The sequence below is a fragment of the Actinoalloteichus sp. AHMU CJ021 genome, from assembly GCF_002895405.1.
Lineage (GTDB): Bacteria > Actinomycetota > Actinomycetes > Mycobacteriales > Pseudonocardiaceae > Actinoalloteichus_B > Actinoalloteichus_B caeruleus.
The window spans coordinates 5,065,676-5,081,180 of record NZ_CP025990.1; the positions used below are offsets into that span (position 1 = coordinate 5,065,676).

14 protein-coding genes are annotated in these 15,505 nt (G+C 75.0%); 6 read left to right on the forward strand and 8 right to left on the reverse strand.

Features of this window, described 5'->3' with window-relative positions; genetic code table 11:
• Positions 1-5 precede the first annotated feature (5 nt).
• The 3 genes from C1701_RS21550 to C1701_RS21560 all read left to right on the forward strand — a co-directional run bounded on the left by C1701_RS21550 (position 6) and on the right by C1701_RS21560 (position 4,066).
• Positions 6-1,469 (forward strand): aldehyde dehydrogenase family protein, encoded by a 1,464-nt coding sequence (locus C1701_RS21550; RefSeq protein ID WP_103056512.1) that lies wholly within the window; start codon positions 6-8, stop codon positions 1,467-1,469.
• A 180-nt stretch (positions 1,470-1,649) separates the two neighbouring features.
• Positions 1,650-3,149, forward strand: coding sequence for a D-glycero-beta-D-manno-heptose 1-phosphate adenylyltransferase (gene rfaE2 / locus C1701_RS21555; protein WP_051713092.1), 1,500 nt, complete (start codon positions 1,650-1,652; stop codon positions 3,147-3,149).
• On the forward strand, positions 3,149-4,066 hold the full coding sequence (locus tag C1701_RS21560; protein ID WP_081715407.1) for a glycosyltransferase family A protein: 918 nt from the start codon (positions 3,149-3,151) through the stop codon (positions 4,064-4,066). The genes rfaE2 and C1701_RS21560 overlap by 1 nt, the downstream gene beginning before the upstream one ends.
• 781 nt (positions 4,067-4,847) lie before the next feature.
• Here C1701_RS21560 and C1701_RS21565 read toward each other — a convergent pair.
• The 4 genes from C1701_RS21565 to C1701_RS21580 all read right to left on the reverse strand — a co-directional run bounded on the left by C1701_RS21565 (position 4,848) and on the right by C1701_RS21580 (position 8,517).
• Entirely contained in the window at positions 4,848-5,729 is an 882-nt protein-coding gene (locus C1701_RS21565) for a Rieske 2Fe-2S domain-containing protein (RefSeq protein ID WP_035292030.1), read from the reverse strand.
• Positions 5,730-5,823: 94 nt separating this feature from the next.
• Positions 5,824-6,018 carry a DUF2795 domain-containing protein gene (locus tag C1701_RS21570; protein ID WP_016698370.1) on the reverse strand — a complete coding sequence of 65 codons (195 nt, stop codon included), beginning with the start codon at positions 6,016-6,018 and terminating at the stop codon, positions 5,824-5,826.
• A gap of 172 nt (positions 6,019-6,190) precedes the next feature.
• Positions 6,191-7,339, reverse strand: coding sequence for a glycosyltransferase family 9 protein (locus C1701_RS21575; RefSeq protein ID WP_211237523.1), 1,149 nt, complete (start codon positions 7,337-7,339; stop codon positions 6,191-6,193).
• Complete coding sequence (locus tag C1701_RS21580) at positions 7,336-8,517, reverse strand: glycosyltransferase (RefSeq protein WP_337661876.1); 1,182 nt, start codon at positions 8,515-8,517, stop codon at positions 7,336-7,338. Before C1701_RS21580 ends, C1701_RS21575 begins: the two co-directional genes overlap by 4 nt.
• Before the next feature lie 406 nt (positions 8,518-8,923).
• On the opposite strand from C1701_RS21580, the gene C1701_RS21585 reads away from it, so the two are divergent.
• The 3 genes from C1701_RS21585 (at position 8,924) to C1701_RS21595 (ending at position 12,010) form a co-directional block, all read left to right on the forward strand.
• Complete coding sequence (locus C1701_RS21585) at positions 8,924-9,583, forward strand: UdgX family uracil-DNA binding protein (RefSeq protein WP_103057139.1); 660 nt, start codon at positions 8,924-8,926, stop codon at positions 9,581-9,583.
• Between the two features lie 97 nt (positions 9,584-9,680).
• A complete protein-coding gene (locus tag C1701_RS21590; RefSeq protein WP_103056514.1) occupies positions 9,681-10,970 on the forward strand; it encodes a zinc-dependent alcohol dehydrogenase in 1,290 nt (429 codons plus the stop codon).
• A complete protein-coding gene (locus tag C1701_RS21595) occupies positions 10,967-12,010 on the forward strand; it encodes an NAD-dependent epimerase/dehydratase family protein (protein WP_026418697.1) in 1,044 nt (347 codons plus the stop codon). Before C1701_RS21590 ends, C1701_RS21595 begins: the two co-directional genes overlap by 4 nt.
• A gap of 106 nt (positions 12,011-12,116) precedes the next feature.
• Here the strand turns inward: C1701_RS21595 and C1701_RS21600 are convergent, their stop codons facing one another.
• The 4 genes from C1701_RS21600 to sigK form a co-directional block, all read right to left on the reverse strand.
• A complete protein-coding gene (locus C1701_RS21600; RefSeq protein ID WP_026418698.1) occupies positions 12,117-12,593 on the reverse strand; it encodes an SRPBCC family protein in 477 nt (158 codons plus the stop codon).
• A gap of 281 nt (positions 12,594-12,874) precedes the next feature.
• Positions 12,875-13,519: a hypothetical protein gene (locus C1701_RS21605; RefSeq protein ID WP_051313919.1), complete on the reverse strand. Its 645-nt coding sequence runs from the start codon at positions 13,517-13,519 to the stop codon at positions 12,875-12,877.
• Between the two features lie 230 nt (positions 13,520-13,749).
• A complete protein-coding gene (locus tag C1701_RS21610) occupies positions 13,750-14,514 on the reverse strand; it encodes an anti-sigma factor domain-containing protein (protein ID WP_026418700.1) in 765 nt (254 codons plus the stop codon).
• Positions 14,514-15,125 (reverse strand): ECF RNA polymerase sigma factor SigK, encoded by a 612-nt coding sequence (gene sigK, locus C1701_RS21615; protein ID WP_103057141.1) that lies wholly within the window; start codon positions 15,123-15,125, stop codon positions 14,514-14,516. Before sigK ends, C1701_RS21610 begins: the two co-directional genes overlap by 1 nt.
• Positions 15,126-15,505: the final 380 nt, after the last annotated feature.

The window sequence follows — 15,505 nt, forward strand, 5'->3', positions numbered from 1 at the left end:
GCCCCATGACGGAGCAGCTGGTGGGCGTCGACGGCGTGCGCGCCGCCACCCCCGAGCCCGCGGCGGACGGGACGGCCCCGGTGATCGAGGTGACCGACCCGGTCACCGGGACCCCGTTCGGCCGACTGGTCATGTCCAGTCCCGAGGAGGTGCGCGACGCGGTCGGTCTCGCCCACCGCCACCAGCCCGCGTGGGCCGCCACCCCGCCCGCCAGGCGGGGCCGCCTCCTCCACGAGATGGCCGAGGAGGTCCGCGCCTCGGCGAACCGGCTGGCCCGGCTGAACACGGCCGAGACCGGTCGACCGTTCTCCCAGGCCCTCGACGGGGTGCTGGCGGGAGCCGCCACACTCGACCAGTACGCCGAACTCGCACCGGTGCGCGGTGGCCGCGCCCTGCTCGGGGACGTGGCGGCCACCGACCTGATGGTGCCCGAACCTCGGGGCGTGGTCGCCGTCCTCACCCCGTGGAACGAACCCGTCGCGGTGGCCTGCGGGCTGATCGGCGCGGCCCTGGCGACGGGGAACACGGTCTGCTTCAAGCCGAGCGAACGGGCACCGCACCTGGGGCGGGCACTCGGCCAGGTGCTGTGCGCGCCGCTCCCGAGCGGCGTCCTGGTGCGGGTGACCGGCGACGGGCGGGTGGGGGCCGCCCTGGTCGAGGACCCCCGGGTGGACCTGATCGCCCACGTCGGTTCCACCGCGGCCGGCCGCCGCGTCCTGGCCGCCGCGGCCGTGCGGGGCGCGGCGGTGCTCGCGGAGAACGGGGGCAACGACCCGCTGCTGGTCGACTCCGACGTCGACCCGGTGTGGGCCGCCGGACAGGCGGCGATCGGGGCGTTCACCAACAGCGGGCAGATCTGCACCGCCGTCGAACGCGTCTACGTGCACCGGGCGGTCGCCGACCGCTTCGTGGCCGCGCTGGTCGACCAGGCCCGCCGGTACCGGGCCCGGCCACGCGACACCTCCGAGGTCGAACTGGGCCCGCTGGTCGACGTCCGGCACCGGGCGCACGTGCACGGCCACGTCACCCAGGCACTCGACGCCGGCGCCGAGGTCGGGTGCGGCGGCGTCATCCCACCCGGCCCGGGTTCCTCCTACCCGGCGACGGTGCTCACCGGCTGCCGACCCGAGATGGCGGTGTTCCAGGAGGAGACGTTCGGGCCCGTGGCCCCCGTGCGGGTGGTCGACAGTTTCGACCAGGCCCTGGCGGAGGCCGCCGTCGACCGCTACGGACTCGCCGCGACGGTGCTCACCGGGTCGATGGCCCACGCCCAGCGCGCCTGGCGGGAACTGCCCGTGGGCACGGTGAAGGTCAACGACGTGTTCGGTGGCGCCCCCGGGGGAGCGGCGCAACCCCGCCGGGACAGCGGCAACGGGTTCGGCTTCGGCCCGGAACTGCTCGACGAGATGACCAGGGTCAAGGTCGTGCACCTGGGCCTGCCCGGCGGCGTGGCGAACCCGGACCCCTGAACCTCGTCCACACCACCCGGCCAACGGCGCCCGCGCCAGCGGGCCGACCGAGGCCGGGGGTGAGGTGACCGGTCAGCAGCGGCTGGAGGGGCGCCGGCCCGGCGTCCTCCCGCCGTGATCGGCTGCCCGGGCACCGGGCGGGGACGGTGCGCGGCGGACATCACGACCAGGAGGTGGGAGATGCTGTGGGGCCAGGAACCCGACACGACGTTGACGGTGGGACCCACCACGCCCGGCCTGCTGGCCGGCCGGCGACCGAGGGTCCTCGTCCTCGGGGACGTCCTGGTGGACGTCTGGCTGTCCGGGACTTCCCGTCGTCTCTGCCGGGAGGCTCCCGCCCCGGTCGTCGAGGTCGAACGGACGACCACGGCACCCGGCGGCGCCGGGAACACGGCGGCGAACCTCGCGGCCCTCGGGGCGGCCGCCACCCTCCTGGCCGTCACCGGGGACGACCCCGCCGGGCGGGCGCTGCGCGCGGCACTCACCGACCGGGGCGTGAACGTGCGGGACCTGGTGTCCGCGCCTGGCGGGCGCACGATGACGAAGTCCCGACTGATCTGCGGTGACCAGCTGCTCGCCCGTTTCGACGACGGCGACCAGGCCGACCCTCCCGCCGCGACGACCCGGGAACTCGCCAGTCTCCTCGCCGACCTGGTCCCGGACCACGACGCGCTCCTGGTCTGCGACTACGGCCTCGGCGTCGCCGGTCCACCGCTCCGCGACGCCGTCGCCGCCCTCCGGGAGGAGGTCCCGCTGCTCATCGTGGACTCCCACGACCCGGCGGAGTGGGCGGCCACCCGTCCGGACGTGGTCACCCCGAACGCCCAGGAGGCGGCGTCCCTGCTGGGCGCGGGCGGGCGGGGCCGGCGGCTCGCGCACCTCCAGCGCCACCGGGACCGCATCCTCCGCCGCACCGGCGCCGGCGCCGTGGTCGTGACCCTGGACCGGGACGGCTCCGTGCTGTTCAGCCACACCCATCCGGAGCACCGGACGTGGGCCAGGCCGGTACCCGACTGCCGGGCCGCGGGAGCCGGCGACACCTACGTCGCCGCGTTGACGGCCGGGCTCGCCAGCGGCCTGCCCCTGACCGGTGGCATGGAGCTCGCCCAGGCCGCGGCCGACGTGGTGGTCGCCCAGCCGGGGACCTGCGTGTGCGGGCCCGACCAGCTCGCCAGCCGGCTCGGGGACCGCGAGGGGGAGCCCGTGGGGCGGGAGCAGTTGGCGGCGGTCGTGCGCCGGCACCGCGACACCGGTCGGCGCATCGTGTTCACCAACGGCTGTTTCGACGTGCTGCACCGGGGACACCTCGCCTACCTGGCCCAGGCCAAGCAACTGGGGGACGTGCTCGTGGTCGCGGTCAACTCCGACGCGAGCGTGGCCAGGCTGAAGGGACCCGATCGCCCGGTGAACCCGGAGAACGACCGGGCCGCCGTGGTGGCCGGGCTGAGCTGCGTCGACCACGTGACGGTCTTCGACGGCGACACCCCGGTGGAACTCCTGCGCCTGCTCCGCCCGGACGTGTACGCCAAGGGGGGTGACTACACCCCCGAGATGCTGCCCGAGACGCCGGTCGTGCGGGGGTACGGCGGCGAGGTCCGGCTTCTCGACTACGTCCCGGACCGGTCCACCACCGCGCTGATCACCCGGATCCGGGCCAACGCGGACCGAGTGGTGGACTGATGGGCGCACCGCTGCCGAGGGCGGGTGCTCCCCGCCCGCGCGACCTGCCGGAACCGGCGGCACACCGGAGCACGCTCGACGTCCTGATCCCCACCAGGAACCGGCCAACCGAACTCGCGGTCACCCTGGCCGGCCTCGGTGCGCAGGACGATGACGACCGCTTCGGGATCATCGTGTCCGACCAGTCCGACGGGACCGCCTCCTACGACACCCCCGCCGCCCGTGCCGTGCTCCGCACCCTCCACCACCGGGGCCATGCCGTCCGGCTGGGTCGCCACCTGCCCCGGCGGGGGTTGGCCGAACACCGGCAGGCGCTCCTGGACGCGTCCGGCGCGGACCTCGTGCTCTGCCTCGACGACGACGTGTGGCTGGCGCCCGGCACGATCGCCCGGCTCCGCCGGGCACTGGCCGCGCTGGGGTGCGGTTTCGTCGGCAACGCCGTCGTGGGCATGTCCCACGTCGCCGACCGGCGACCGGCGGAGTGGGAGCCCTACGAGGAATGGCCGGGACGACCCGTACCCGAGGCGGTGGGGCCGGGCAGCCCCGCGATGGCCAGGTGGACCCTGCACAACGCCGCCAATCCGCTGCACCTGGCCGAACACGTGTTGACGGGCGCGGAGGACTGGCGGGCGTACAAGGTGGCCTGGGTGTCCGGCTGCGTCCTCTACGACCGCCTCGCGTTGGTCGCCTGCGGGGGCTACGACTTCTGGTCGGACCTCCCCGTCGAACACGCGGGGGAGGACGTCGCCGCCCAGTGGCGGGTGATGCGGCGGTTCGGCGGGGCGGGCGTCCTGCCTTCCGGTGCGGTGCACCTGGAGTCGCCCACCACGGTCCCCGACCGGGAGGCGCAGGCCACCGCCCTCCCGGAGTTCCACCGTGCCGGCGACGAGGCCGGGAGCGGGCGTGACCCCCGCTGAGGGCTCGGCAGGGGAGTCGGGCGCGATGTTGACGACTGGCTTCTCCGGCGTCGAACTCCTGGGGCTCCCAGACCGGGCACGAGCGACCGGTGGTCCCATCCTCGGTGTCTCGGTGTCTCGGTGTCTCGGTGTCTCGGTGTCTCGGTGTCTCGGTGTCTCGGTGATTCGGTGACGTGACTGGCTGGCGGCGCGGACGCGGCGGGTCCGGGCCGGGCGCCGACCCGGGGTGGAGGCGTCACATCCCCGACCCGGCTCGGCGAACCGGCTGGTCGGACCGCGGCGGCTCCGTCGCCGGGCTCCCGGACCCGAACGGGCCGCCGCCAACCCGGGCGCTGCCAGTGGACCGCCCCACCCGTGCGTCCCGTCTCGGGCGGACCCGGTGTCACCGTCGGCCAGGCGCGGAAGCGGCAGGTGAACGCCCGTCGGACCGGGATTCCGGGACCGAACCGGCCCCCGTCCCGATCGGGACCGGTCGTACCGGTCGCGACCCACCTACCGCTGGGCGGCGGTCCCGCTTCACCGCCGGTCCCGCTCAGGCCCAGAGGAGCTGCCGAACGGCGACGACCTGGCGCCGAGCCGTTCTCGAGGTCCGGGGCCGCCCGGACAGGTGCCGGGGGAGTCGTCGATGCGGCGGATGTCGGGTCCCCCCGGGGCACTCCCGTCCCCGGTGCGGGGACCCGAGGGCGGACGCCTGGCCTCGGGTGCCGTCCACGAGCGGCCGACACCTCCGCACGTCGGTGGAGACGGGGGACGCCGGAGCGGAACCCGCCGGCCGGGAGGTTCAGCTCGCCGGGACGCCCGCGTAGGTGCGGGCCCGGGCCTCCACCCGGCCCGCCCGCACCCGGCTGATCAGCCGTGGCTGCGGCGCGGTCGCCGGCCCCCGCATGACCTCACCGTCGGAGAGGCGGAAGGTGCTGCCGTGCCACGGGCACACCAGGCAGCGGTGCCCGGCCACCTCCTCCACCTCCCCCTCGTGCAGGGGAGCGGAGAGGTGGCTGCACGCGTCGTGCAACACCACCACGTCCGAACCGCTGCGCAGCACGACGACCTTGACGTTGCCGGCGTCCCGGACCTCGGGGCGCCCCTCGCTGAAGTCGTCCAGCGGGCCGAGGTCGCACCAGTCGTTGGGGCCCCGGTGCGCCGCGTCCTCGGCGTGGTTGGGGCCCAGCGCCTGCCGGAACGACAACTCGCCGCCCAGCGTCGCCCCGGCGAGCAGGAAGAGCATGCCCACGCCGCCGGAGACCGAACCCGTGCGACCGGACCGGTCGCGGCGGGCCACGAACGACACGAGGTAGCAGGCGAGCCCGGCGGTGTTTAACAGCGCGTGCACCGTGCCGGTCCGCTGCTGCTCCTCGTGGGCGTCGGACCAGTCGGCCCAACCGCTCACCGCCGCGGGCATCGCGCTGGCGATCCCGGTGCCGACCAACACCCGCGCCGCCCGGCTCCCCGGCGTGGTGACGTCCAGCACGGCGGCCGAGAGGAAGCACCCGACGGGGAGCTGGACCATCGCGGGGTGCACCGGGTGGCCGAGCCAGACACCGTGGAGGGCGTCCTTCACGCTCCCCTCGGGCAGCACCCGCGTGACGACGCGGTGGATGCGGGAGTTCACCCTGTCCAGCCACTTCTGCTCCGCGATCCGGTCGGTGATTCGTGACAGCCTCATCTCACTCCTCCGCTGGGTGTCCCGGACTGCGCACGGGAAGGGGCATCAGCCGCCTGACACCCCAGCCGCGCCCCTTGGGGCGATCGTCGTGACGTCACACCTTGGAGAACGCCTCGCTCACGGCGTTCGGCCCGTCGAAGGTGCGGTCCTTGGGCAGCTTGCGCAGGCCGGACAGGATGTTCTCGTCTGCTCCGTGCTGTTGCGCGTGCTCGACGATCTGGTCGGTGCTCGCCGGGTAGTCCAGGTCCTTCAGCGACTTCTGCATCTGGATCGGGTTGGCGCTGGCCATGATCCGTCCCTCCTCCGGTGCCGGTCCGGACGGCGGTCCCACCGCCGCCGAGGTCCGGATGGACCTCCCTCCCGGGATGCCACGTGACGGCGCGGTGAAACGCCGAGCTGCCGCCCCGGGCACCCGCGCGCACGGCACGCCGGCCCGCGACGAGGCCCGTCCCGGCCGCCCCTCACCCGGCCGCCCCCGTGGCACGCTCCACCGCGAGGAGGACATCGGAGACGTCCAGGGCCGCCATGCACGCCGGACCGTGGGGCGACAACGGGCAGGCGGCCGACCACCAACAACCCTGCTCGGTGATCGCGGTGGGTCTGCGGTGGTCGCACCCGGGGAGGCCCTGGAGGTCGGAACCCGATGGGGAGACGAGCACCCGCCCGTCCTCCCCGTCTCGCCCGGGACGGGCCGACGCGCCGGTGGCGCGGGTACCCGCGCCACCGCCCCCGACCTGCCCCACCCCCCGTCGGCCAGCCTCGTGCGGTGAACCGGGTCCCGGCCCGAACCCGTACCGCGGCGTCGAGGTCGGCCCGAACAGCCCCACGACCCGCACTCCGAGTGAGGCGGCCAGCCGGGTTGGTCCCGTGTCGCCGCCGACGACCACCCCACCGCGACGCCCGACCTCGGCGTAGGTCGCGGCCAGCGCCCGGAGGTCCCCTCGGGGCAGCGGGGACGCCCCCCTCGGCACCGGTCCCCCGTCGGCGACGGCCAGCACCGGGGTGCCCGCCGCGCGCAGGGCGGCGGCGAGGGCGTCCCAGCTCGGACCCGGCCAGCGCTTGACGGCCATGCCGGCTCCCGTCACCAGGACGACCGGCGCCCGCCGCACGTGCGCCGGCACCACGCGCCCCAGCAGCTCCGCGCCGAGGAGGCGCTCGGTCGAGGTGAGGCGGACATGCCCAGGGCAGTCCAGGTCCTCGGTCCCGATCAGCCCCTCGTCGCGCAGGATCCGCAGGTAGCGGTCACCGACGCGTTCGTCGGGCGGCGGGTGGCGCCACAGGTCGGTCACCGCCCTGGCGCCGAAGCGCTCGATGAGGTCGGGGATGCCGTCGTAGCGGGTGGAGCTGACCACCAGGTCCGGGTCGACCCGTGCCAGCGACCGCTGGACGGCCTCGCGCTCACCGCCCCCGCCCCGCCGTTCCGGAACCAGGACCGCCGTCACCGCCTCGTCCGCCTCCACCAGCGAGTCCCCTGGCCGGTGGGTGAGCAGGTGCACCTCCGCCCCGGGGTGGTTCCTGGCCAGTGCGTGCACGGAGGGCAGGAGCATGAGCAGGTCCCCGAGACCGCCGAGCAGGTCGACCACCAGGATGCGCCGGTAGGTGCCGCTCACGACCACTCCCGCAGCACCGCCCGGTACACGCTGTGGTGTTCGGCGGCGATCACCGGCCAGTCGCGGCGACCCACCACCTGGCGGGCCCGGTCCGCCACACGTCGACGCAGGTCGGGGTCGGCCAGTACCCGGTGCACCGCCTCGCGGAGCGCCTCGGCGCTGCGGGTGGAGGGCGCCACCACCGTCGTCTCGCCGTCCACCAGGTCGGGATCGGGCGGGTCCGCTCCGGTCACCACCGTCGGCGTTCCGTGCGACATGGCCGCGAGGACGGCGCCGCTCTTGGTGGTGGCGCCCCCGGTGAACGGGAAGATCGCGGCGTCCGCCGCGCGCAGCAGGTCCGACACCCGCTCCTCCGGTTGGTACCCGGTGAAGGTCACGGCGTCGCCCACGCCCCGCCGCTGGGTGAGCTCGACCAGGTCGTCGTGGAACGCCCGCGCCTCCGGCTCGGGCAGGGCGCAGGAGACGAAGCCGCCGGCCACGCACAGGTGCAGCCCCGGGTGGGCGGCGCGGAGCGGTGGCAGCGCGTCGATCAGGTAGCGCAGGCCCTTGACCGGGTGGACGAACCCGAAGAACACGATCAGCGGGGCGTCCGCGCGCAGGCCCAACCCGGCGCGCACGCGGACCCGGGGATCGCCTTCCGGTCGTCCTACCGCGACGTTCGCGGCGAGCGGCACCACGTGCGGGGCCAGCCCCCACCGCCGTGCCACGACGCTGGCGTGCCCGGCGTTGGTGGTCAGGAGCGCCCGGCTCCTCGGAACCAGCCGCCCGGTTTCCCGGCACCACCAGCCTCGGGCCTCAGCCAGCCGCCAGAGGGCCCGGGGGAGTACCGCTGGCGGGTCCCAGGAACCGTACTCGTGCAGGGTGGTGACCAGGGGCACGCCTCGGGGCACCACCAGTGGCAGCAGGCCGGAGAGGCGGGAGAAGCCGTAGGCGGACGGCGCGAACTGGAGGTGCACCACGTCCGGAGCCCACCGGGCCAGCCGGCGGCGCAACGCGCGCAGCTCGTCCCACCGGCGGCCCGGCCCCTGCCCCGGGTGGAGGGACACCGGTGCCAGGTCCGCCGCGACCCCGGCGTCGGTCAGCGCGGGCAGCAGGTGGTGGACGTAGTCCGCGACCCCGTCCCGGTCCGCCGCCGTCGTCCCGCACACCATTGCCACCCTGGGCTGGTCAGCCGCCACCCCGCACCTCCGCGTTCCGCCCGGTATCCAGGGCGGGTGCCCCGACCCGCTCCCGGTAGCCGGGTGCCCGCCGGCCGCGGGTGCATGCCGGTTCGGCTGGGCCGCCACCGTGGCGGGGGAGGGTGGAGGTGTGCCCTGGCTGACCGCGTCCCGGCTGGCGCGGGGGACCGCCCGGTCGCGGGGTGCGCCGCGACGCCGGGCCGGACGGCCTGGGTACGCGCTGGCGGGGGCGGCGACGCGACCGCGCGGGAGGGCAGGCCTCCCGCGAGAGGTTCGGAGGAGACCGGGCCGTGAACGGTGCCCGGCGGCGGGGCACCCGGAGGGGAACGGCGTTCCGTCCGAGGACGTCCGCGCAGCCGTCCAAGCAGGGAGCCTGCTCGGCGCGGCGAGACGAGGTGACGTGATCATGCCCGCTGAGCACACCGACGCCACCCCCTTCGTGCCGGCCCGGGCCGGACTGCCCGGACTGCGGCGGGCGGCCACGGCCTGCCGGGGCTGCGACCTCTACCGGGACGCCACGCAGGTCGTGTTCGGCCGGGGGCCGGCCACCGCCGAGGTCGTCCTGGTGGGCGAACAGCCGGGCGACCGGGAGGACATCGAGGGCACCCCGTTCGTCGGCCCCGCGGGCCGCGTGCTCGACCGAGGTCTCCGGGAGGCCGGGATCGACCGGGACCGCGCGTACCTCACCAACGCGGTCAAGCACTTCGGGTTCACCCGTGGCGGCACGGGCAAGCCCCGCCTGCACCGCCAGCCCAACCGCACCGAACGCGTCGCCTGCCGCCCCTGGCTGCTGGCGGAACTCGCAGTCGTTCGCCCCCGACTGGTGGTGGCATTGGGGGCCGTGGCGGCGAAGTCCCTGCTGGGCGACTCGTTCCGGGTGACCCGGCACCGGGGCGAACCCCAGCGTTTCCCCGCCGGGGAACTCGGTCCGCGAAGGAGCGCGCCCGACCACCTGATCGCCACCGTCCACCCGTCGGCCGTGCTGCGGGCGAGGGACCGCGAGGACGCCTACGCGGGCTTCCTCGCTGACCTCACGGCAGCGGCGGACCTGCTGCGCCGGGTCTGACCGAGCGGGTCGGGCCCGGCCGGGCCACGTTTCGCGGCGTGGCGTCCGGGTAGGGGGACAGTGCGGAGGTTCACGGACGCTGGGCGGAAGGGGAAGGATGCGCGCGCTCACCTGGCACGGCCCCCGGTCGGTGCACGTCGACACCGTGGCGGACCCGACCATCGAGCAGCCGACGGACGCAATCATCCGGGTCACGGCGAGCGGGCTGTGCGGCTCGGACCTCCACCTCTACGAGCACGGCCTCGCGTTGGCGGTGAAACCCGGGGACATCCTGGGTCACGAGCCGATGGGCGTGGTCGAGGAGGTGGGGAGGTCGGTCCACCACATCCGGCCGGGGGACCGGGTGGTGGTGCCGTTCAACATCTCCTGCGGCGAGTGCTTCATGTGCCGGCGCCAGCTGTTCGCGCAGTGCGAGACGACGCAGAACCTGGGGGGCCGGAAGGGCGCATCGCTGTTCGGCTACACCCACCTCTACGGTGGGGTCCCCGGAGCGCAGGCCGAGTACCTGCGGGTTCCCCAGGCCCACTTCGGGCCCATCCGGGTACCCGAAGGGGTCCCAGACGAGGCGCTGGCGCTCCTCTCCGACGTGCTGCCCACGTCCTGGCAGGCCGTCGAGTACGCCGACGTCCCCCGAGGGGGCAGCCTCGCGGTCTTCGGCCTCGGCCCCATCGGACAGATGAGCGCCCGGATCGCCCTGCACCGGGGCGCGGGTCGGGTCCTCGCCGTCGACCCGTACCCCGACCGGCGCGCGTTCGCCGCCAGGGCGGGGATCGAGACGATCGATCCCCAGGACGGTGACCCGGTGGAACAGATCCGGGCCGGGACGGCCGGCCGCGGCGCCGACTCGGTGATCGACGCGGTGGGAATGGACTCGGAGGGGTCGGTCGTCGACCGGGTCACCCAGATCCTCAAGACGAAGCCCGACCGGTTGCACGCCCTGCACCAGTCCCTCGGAGCGGTGCGCCGGGGCGGCACCGTCTCGGTCAGCGGCGTGTACGCGGCGTGGATGCCGCGTTTCCCCCTGGGCGACCTGTTCGACCGCAACGTCACCCTGCGCTGGGGCCAGGCCCACGTCCGCGCGTGGACCGACACGTTGCTGGACGTGTTGCGGGACGGTGACCCCCTGGGGGCCGCCGAACTCGTCTCCCACCAGGTCCCGCTGCGGGACGCCCCCGAGTACTACGCGGCCTTCGCGAAGAAGCGTCCCGGCGTGCGGAAGGTGCTGTTGCGGCCGCACGGCCACCGAGGTTGGGCGTCGGGGGCGCGGGACGGGGACCGGGCGGTCCCCCGGGGCGGCCCCTCCCGCCGCCCAGGCCTCGGGGCGGGGTCCCCCGCGCGGGAGACGGGACCCACGAGCACGCAGCCCGGTGAGGAGGAGCCGTCGTGAGGATCGTCGTGGTCGGAGCCTCGGGGAACGTGGGGACGGCCGTGCTCGGTCGGCTGGCCCGCGACTACCCGCGGGCCGAACTGGTCGGGGTGAGCAGGCGGACGCCACCCCCCGCCCCGCCCTACCAGGGTGTCGGCTGGCACGAGATCGACATCGGCTCGGAGGACAGCACCCCACGTCTGGTCGAGGTGTTGCGGGGCGCGGACAGCGTCGTGCTCCTCGCCTGGCTGATCCAACCGAGCCACGACGAGCTCGCCCTGCACCGCACGAACGTCGAAGGCAGCAGGCGGGTCGCCGAGGCGTGCGTCCGAGCCGGCGTGCCCCACCTCGTGTACCTGTCCTCGGTGGGCGCGTACTCACCGGGTCCCAAACGTCGGGCGGTGGGGGAGGACTGGCCCACCGGGGGTGTCGCCGCGTCCTCCTACAGCCGGGACAAGGCGGCCGTCGAGGCCCTGCTGGACGAACTGGGTCGCCGTGAGCCAGGGCTCACCATCACCCGGTTCCGGCCGGGCCTGATCCTGCAACGGCGGGCCGCCGTCGAGATCGCCGGCTACTTCATCGGCCCACTGGTCCCCCGGTCGGTGTACCGGGGGGTGCGGCGGGGAAAGCTGCCCGTGCTACCGATGCCCTCCGAACTGACCCTCCAGTTCGTCCACACCGAGGATGTGGCCAGCGCGGTGTCGTTGGCCATCGGTCAGCGGGCGGCGGGGGCGTTCAACCTGGCCGCCGATCCGCCGATGCCGCCGGCCGAGCTGGCCCGCCTCCTCCACGCCAGGCACGTGCCGGTCGCGCCCTGGCTCGTCCGGGCCGCCGCGAGGGTGAGTTGGGCACTGCGCCTCCAGCCGACCTCGCCGGGCTGGGTGGACCTGGCCCGGTGGTGCCCGGTGCTGGACACGTCCAGAGCGTGGACGGAGCTGGGCTGGCGTCCGGAGCACGACGCGAGGGCGACCGTGCTGGAACTGCTGGAAGGGCTCGAAGCTGGTCGCGACCACCCGAGTCCCGCGCTGCGGTCGGGGCGGGGAACCGTCAACTCGACCTGACCCGCATCCTTCGCCACCCCGGCCGCGATCGGCGGCCGGTTCGACGTCCACGAGGCGGTCACGCACGTCCCCGGCCGGGCACGCCCCGACCTGGGGCCGGTCCGCGTCAGGGCAGGGTGGGCAGGATCTCCGCGAGCCGGCGCAGCGACTGGGCGGCTCCGTCGACCATGCCCACGCGGAGCATCGCGTCCCGTGCCTCCCTGCTGTCGAACCGGGAGACCGTGGTGACCGTGGTCCTCCCGTCCGCCTCCTCGAAGGTCACGGTGTCGACCAGGACCTCACCGGGCGCGCCCTCGAACTCGAAGGTGGAAACGATGCGTTCCGGGACGACGATCTCCTGGTACTCGCCGTGGAAGGCGTAGTCGTTCCCGTCGGGGTCGTGTTCGACGAAGCGGTAGGAACCGCCCGGCCGGAAGTCCAGCTCGCAGTCCATCGGGTTCCCGCGCGCCCACCAGCGCCGCAGGTGCTCGCAGCTGCCGTGCGCGGCGAAGACGCGGTCCCGGGGCGCGTCGAAGGTCCGGCTCATAGTGATCTCGACGTCCGACGGAGTGCTCACCGCCAACTCGCCAGCGTGCTCGGTCATCGTCGTCCTCCTCGTCCTCCACGGATCGGGGTGCTGGCCGCCGTTCGGCGGACCCCGGTCCCGTCTCCTCTGGTGCGCGTGTCCGTCGGCGGTCGTCGGCCCCCCGCTCGACCTCGCGCCGGCGGCGAGCGGGAACGTCCCGAAGGCCTCCGCCCACCGGGCGGCACGCGACCGGCCGCCGCGGCGCCTCCCTCGGCGCGGCACCCGCGCCGGGTCGGACGCACGCGCGCCGACCCACGGCCGCCCCGGTCGACCGGCGGGCCGGCGGCGGGGGAGACCTGTCAGGCCGTCGCCGTGGCGGAGCCGCGCCGACGTGCCCGCAGGCACCTCACCAGTTCCTCCCCGTAGGGCAGTGCGATCAGACCGAGGATGGCCCCACCGACCCCGGCCAGGTAGCGGGGCGGCAGCGACGGGCGCTTCAACCGGAGCGTCCAGGCCCGGCGGTCCCGGGCACCCCGCGCCAGCGCCTGGATCTGCTCCCAGTGCAGGCAGGCCAGCGCTCCACCAGCCATGAACGGCATGGCCTCCAGGAAACTGTGGACGTGCTGCTCGACGGGCCGGACCTCCCGCCCGCTCTCCTCCGCCGTCGTGACATCCCACAACGCGGTGGCCTCGTGCGCGAGGATCGCGGCCACGATGATCGTCAGCACGAGGGGGTTGACCTCGCACACCAGGGCGATGGCGATCGGCACGCCGACCTCGGTCATCATCAGGGCGTGGATCAGCGACTCCTGGACCCCGGCGGTGTGCTCGATGTCGGTGCGCCGGTGTAGCGCCCAGTCGAGCAAGCCGGGGACGAACCAGGCGGGGAGGAGCCCGTACACCAGGTAGCGCAGGGTCGCGGTCTCGACGTCCCGCGCTCGCTCGGGTACGCGTCGGCTCGGTCCCAGTACCGCTGACCGGAGCCGGGACAACGGTGCGCGCATGCGCTCCTCCTCCGCTCGGACCACCGGCCGGCGGTGAAGTCTCCCGGGGCCGCCACCGTGCTCCGGGTACCCGAGCGCCCCGGGGGCAAACGAGCCAGCGCCGCGCACCCGGGGTGGTGCGGCGAGTCGCGCCGGCGGTCCGGGCCCGTGCGTGCGGCCCGGACCGCCCGCCGCGCGGGGGCGCGGCGGATCCGCCCTCGTCCCTCCCGGACGAGCCGTCGTCCGGCCCGTCAACCGCTCAGGGAGAGCACCATCACCGGATCCGTGGTGGGTTGGCGTGACCCGCCCGCCGGCTCGACGGTCACCCCGATCCGTTCGGCCCCGTCCAGACCCTTCACCAGCACCACGGGTCCCTCCCCGTCGTCGAGCATCCCCGCCGGCCTGGCGTGCTGGTCGTCGATCAGCCACAGCTGGTAGCCGTGGTCGGCCGGCGCGTCCGGCATGCCCGACACCAGGAGGACGGCCCGGTCGGCCTCCCGGGAGACGACGGCGGTGGCCGTACCCCCACCCTCGCTCTCCCCACTGACCACCCTGGTGTCCTCGGAGGCCAACAGGTCGGACAGCGCCGGCCCCGCCTCTCCGGCGAGCTCCTCCCGGAGCGTGTCCCGCTCCTCGCGCAGCTGGATGGCCTGCCCGCCCAGCACGCCGGCCAGCACCGCGGTCGCGGCGGCCAGCGCGAGCGCCGAGCGCACCACCCACCGCCGACCCGCACCAGAACGCACGTCCGGGGCGGGGGCCCCGGCCCGTGTCCCGTCGTCCACCAGCGGGGGTTCCTGGCGGACCGTGGCGACCTCGGCCATGACCCGCTCGCGCAGGCCGGGGCACGGGGTGGTCGGCAGCGCCCCCGCCACCCGCGCCGCCGTCGCCCGCAGTTCCCGCACCTCCTGCGCGCACACCGGGCAGGCCGCGAGGTGCTCCTCGAACGCCGTCCGCTCCTCGCCGGTGACCGCGTTGAGCGCGTAGGCGCCCGTCAACGAATGGATGTCCACGCTCACTATCCCACCCCCAGGCAGTCACGCAGCCGGATCAGGGCGTCCCGCATCCGGGTCTTGACCGTCCCCAACGGCGCCCCGAGGAGCTCCGCCACCTGCCGGTAGGTGTGCCCCCGGTAGAAGGCGAGCAGCACCGACTCCCGCTGGAGGCTCGTCAACGTGGAGACGCAGCGCCGCACCTGCGCCTGTTCCAGCCGGATCGCGACGGTCTCCGCGACCTCGTCGAAGGGCCGCCGTTCGTCGAGCCGGCCCACCCTCGACTCCCGGTCCGTCGCGGACTGCTCGGAGCGGACCCGGTCCACCGCCCGCCGGTGGGCCATCGTCAGGGCCCAGGTCGTCGCGGACCCCAGTGCCGGGTCGTACCGGGGTGCCGTGCGCCACAGCTCGACCAGGACCTCCTGCGCGACCTCCTCGGACTGGGCCGGATCGCGCAGCACCGTCCGCACCAGGGACAGCACGGGGCCGGAGAGGAGGTCGAACAGCTGCCCGAAGGCGGTCTCGTCCCCTCTGGCGACCCGCACCATCAGCTGCTCCGCGGTGGGGGCGTCCTGGTCCGGCCGGCCCGCCCCGTCCTGCTCCGGGGGCCGGCCGGCCCGTTCCGTCCACTCAGCCATGACCACCTTCATCGTCGAGCCGACTCGTCACGTCCGTCCTTCGGTGCGGCGAGCCGCGCGGATTGGCCGTCCACCCCGGCCGTGACACCGTGATCCGGACGTTCCCGGCGGTGGACGACCGTGGACGGTCGACCGCCGGCCGCCGATCGATCGTCCCAAGCCCCGCCCCCGGCGGATCACCGTGACGGGCCGAACTCCCTCCGTCGCCAGGGCAGTGTTTCCCGTCACTACCGGCGGGAAGCCGTAACGGTCCTGCCCGCCGGTTCTCAGGGCCTTCGCCGCGCCGGGGCCCACCGGGCGGTGGTGTGGGCCGACTCCCCGGCACGAACAGCGGTTTCCTCCCGCTTCGAGGTGACCCGTGTCGGTGCGTGAGGCGGTCG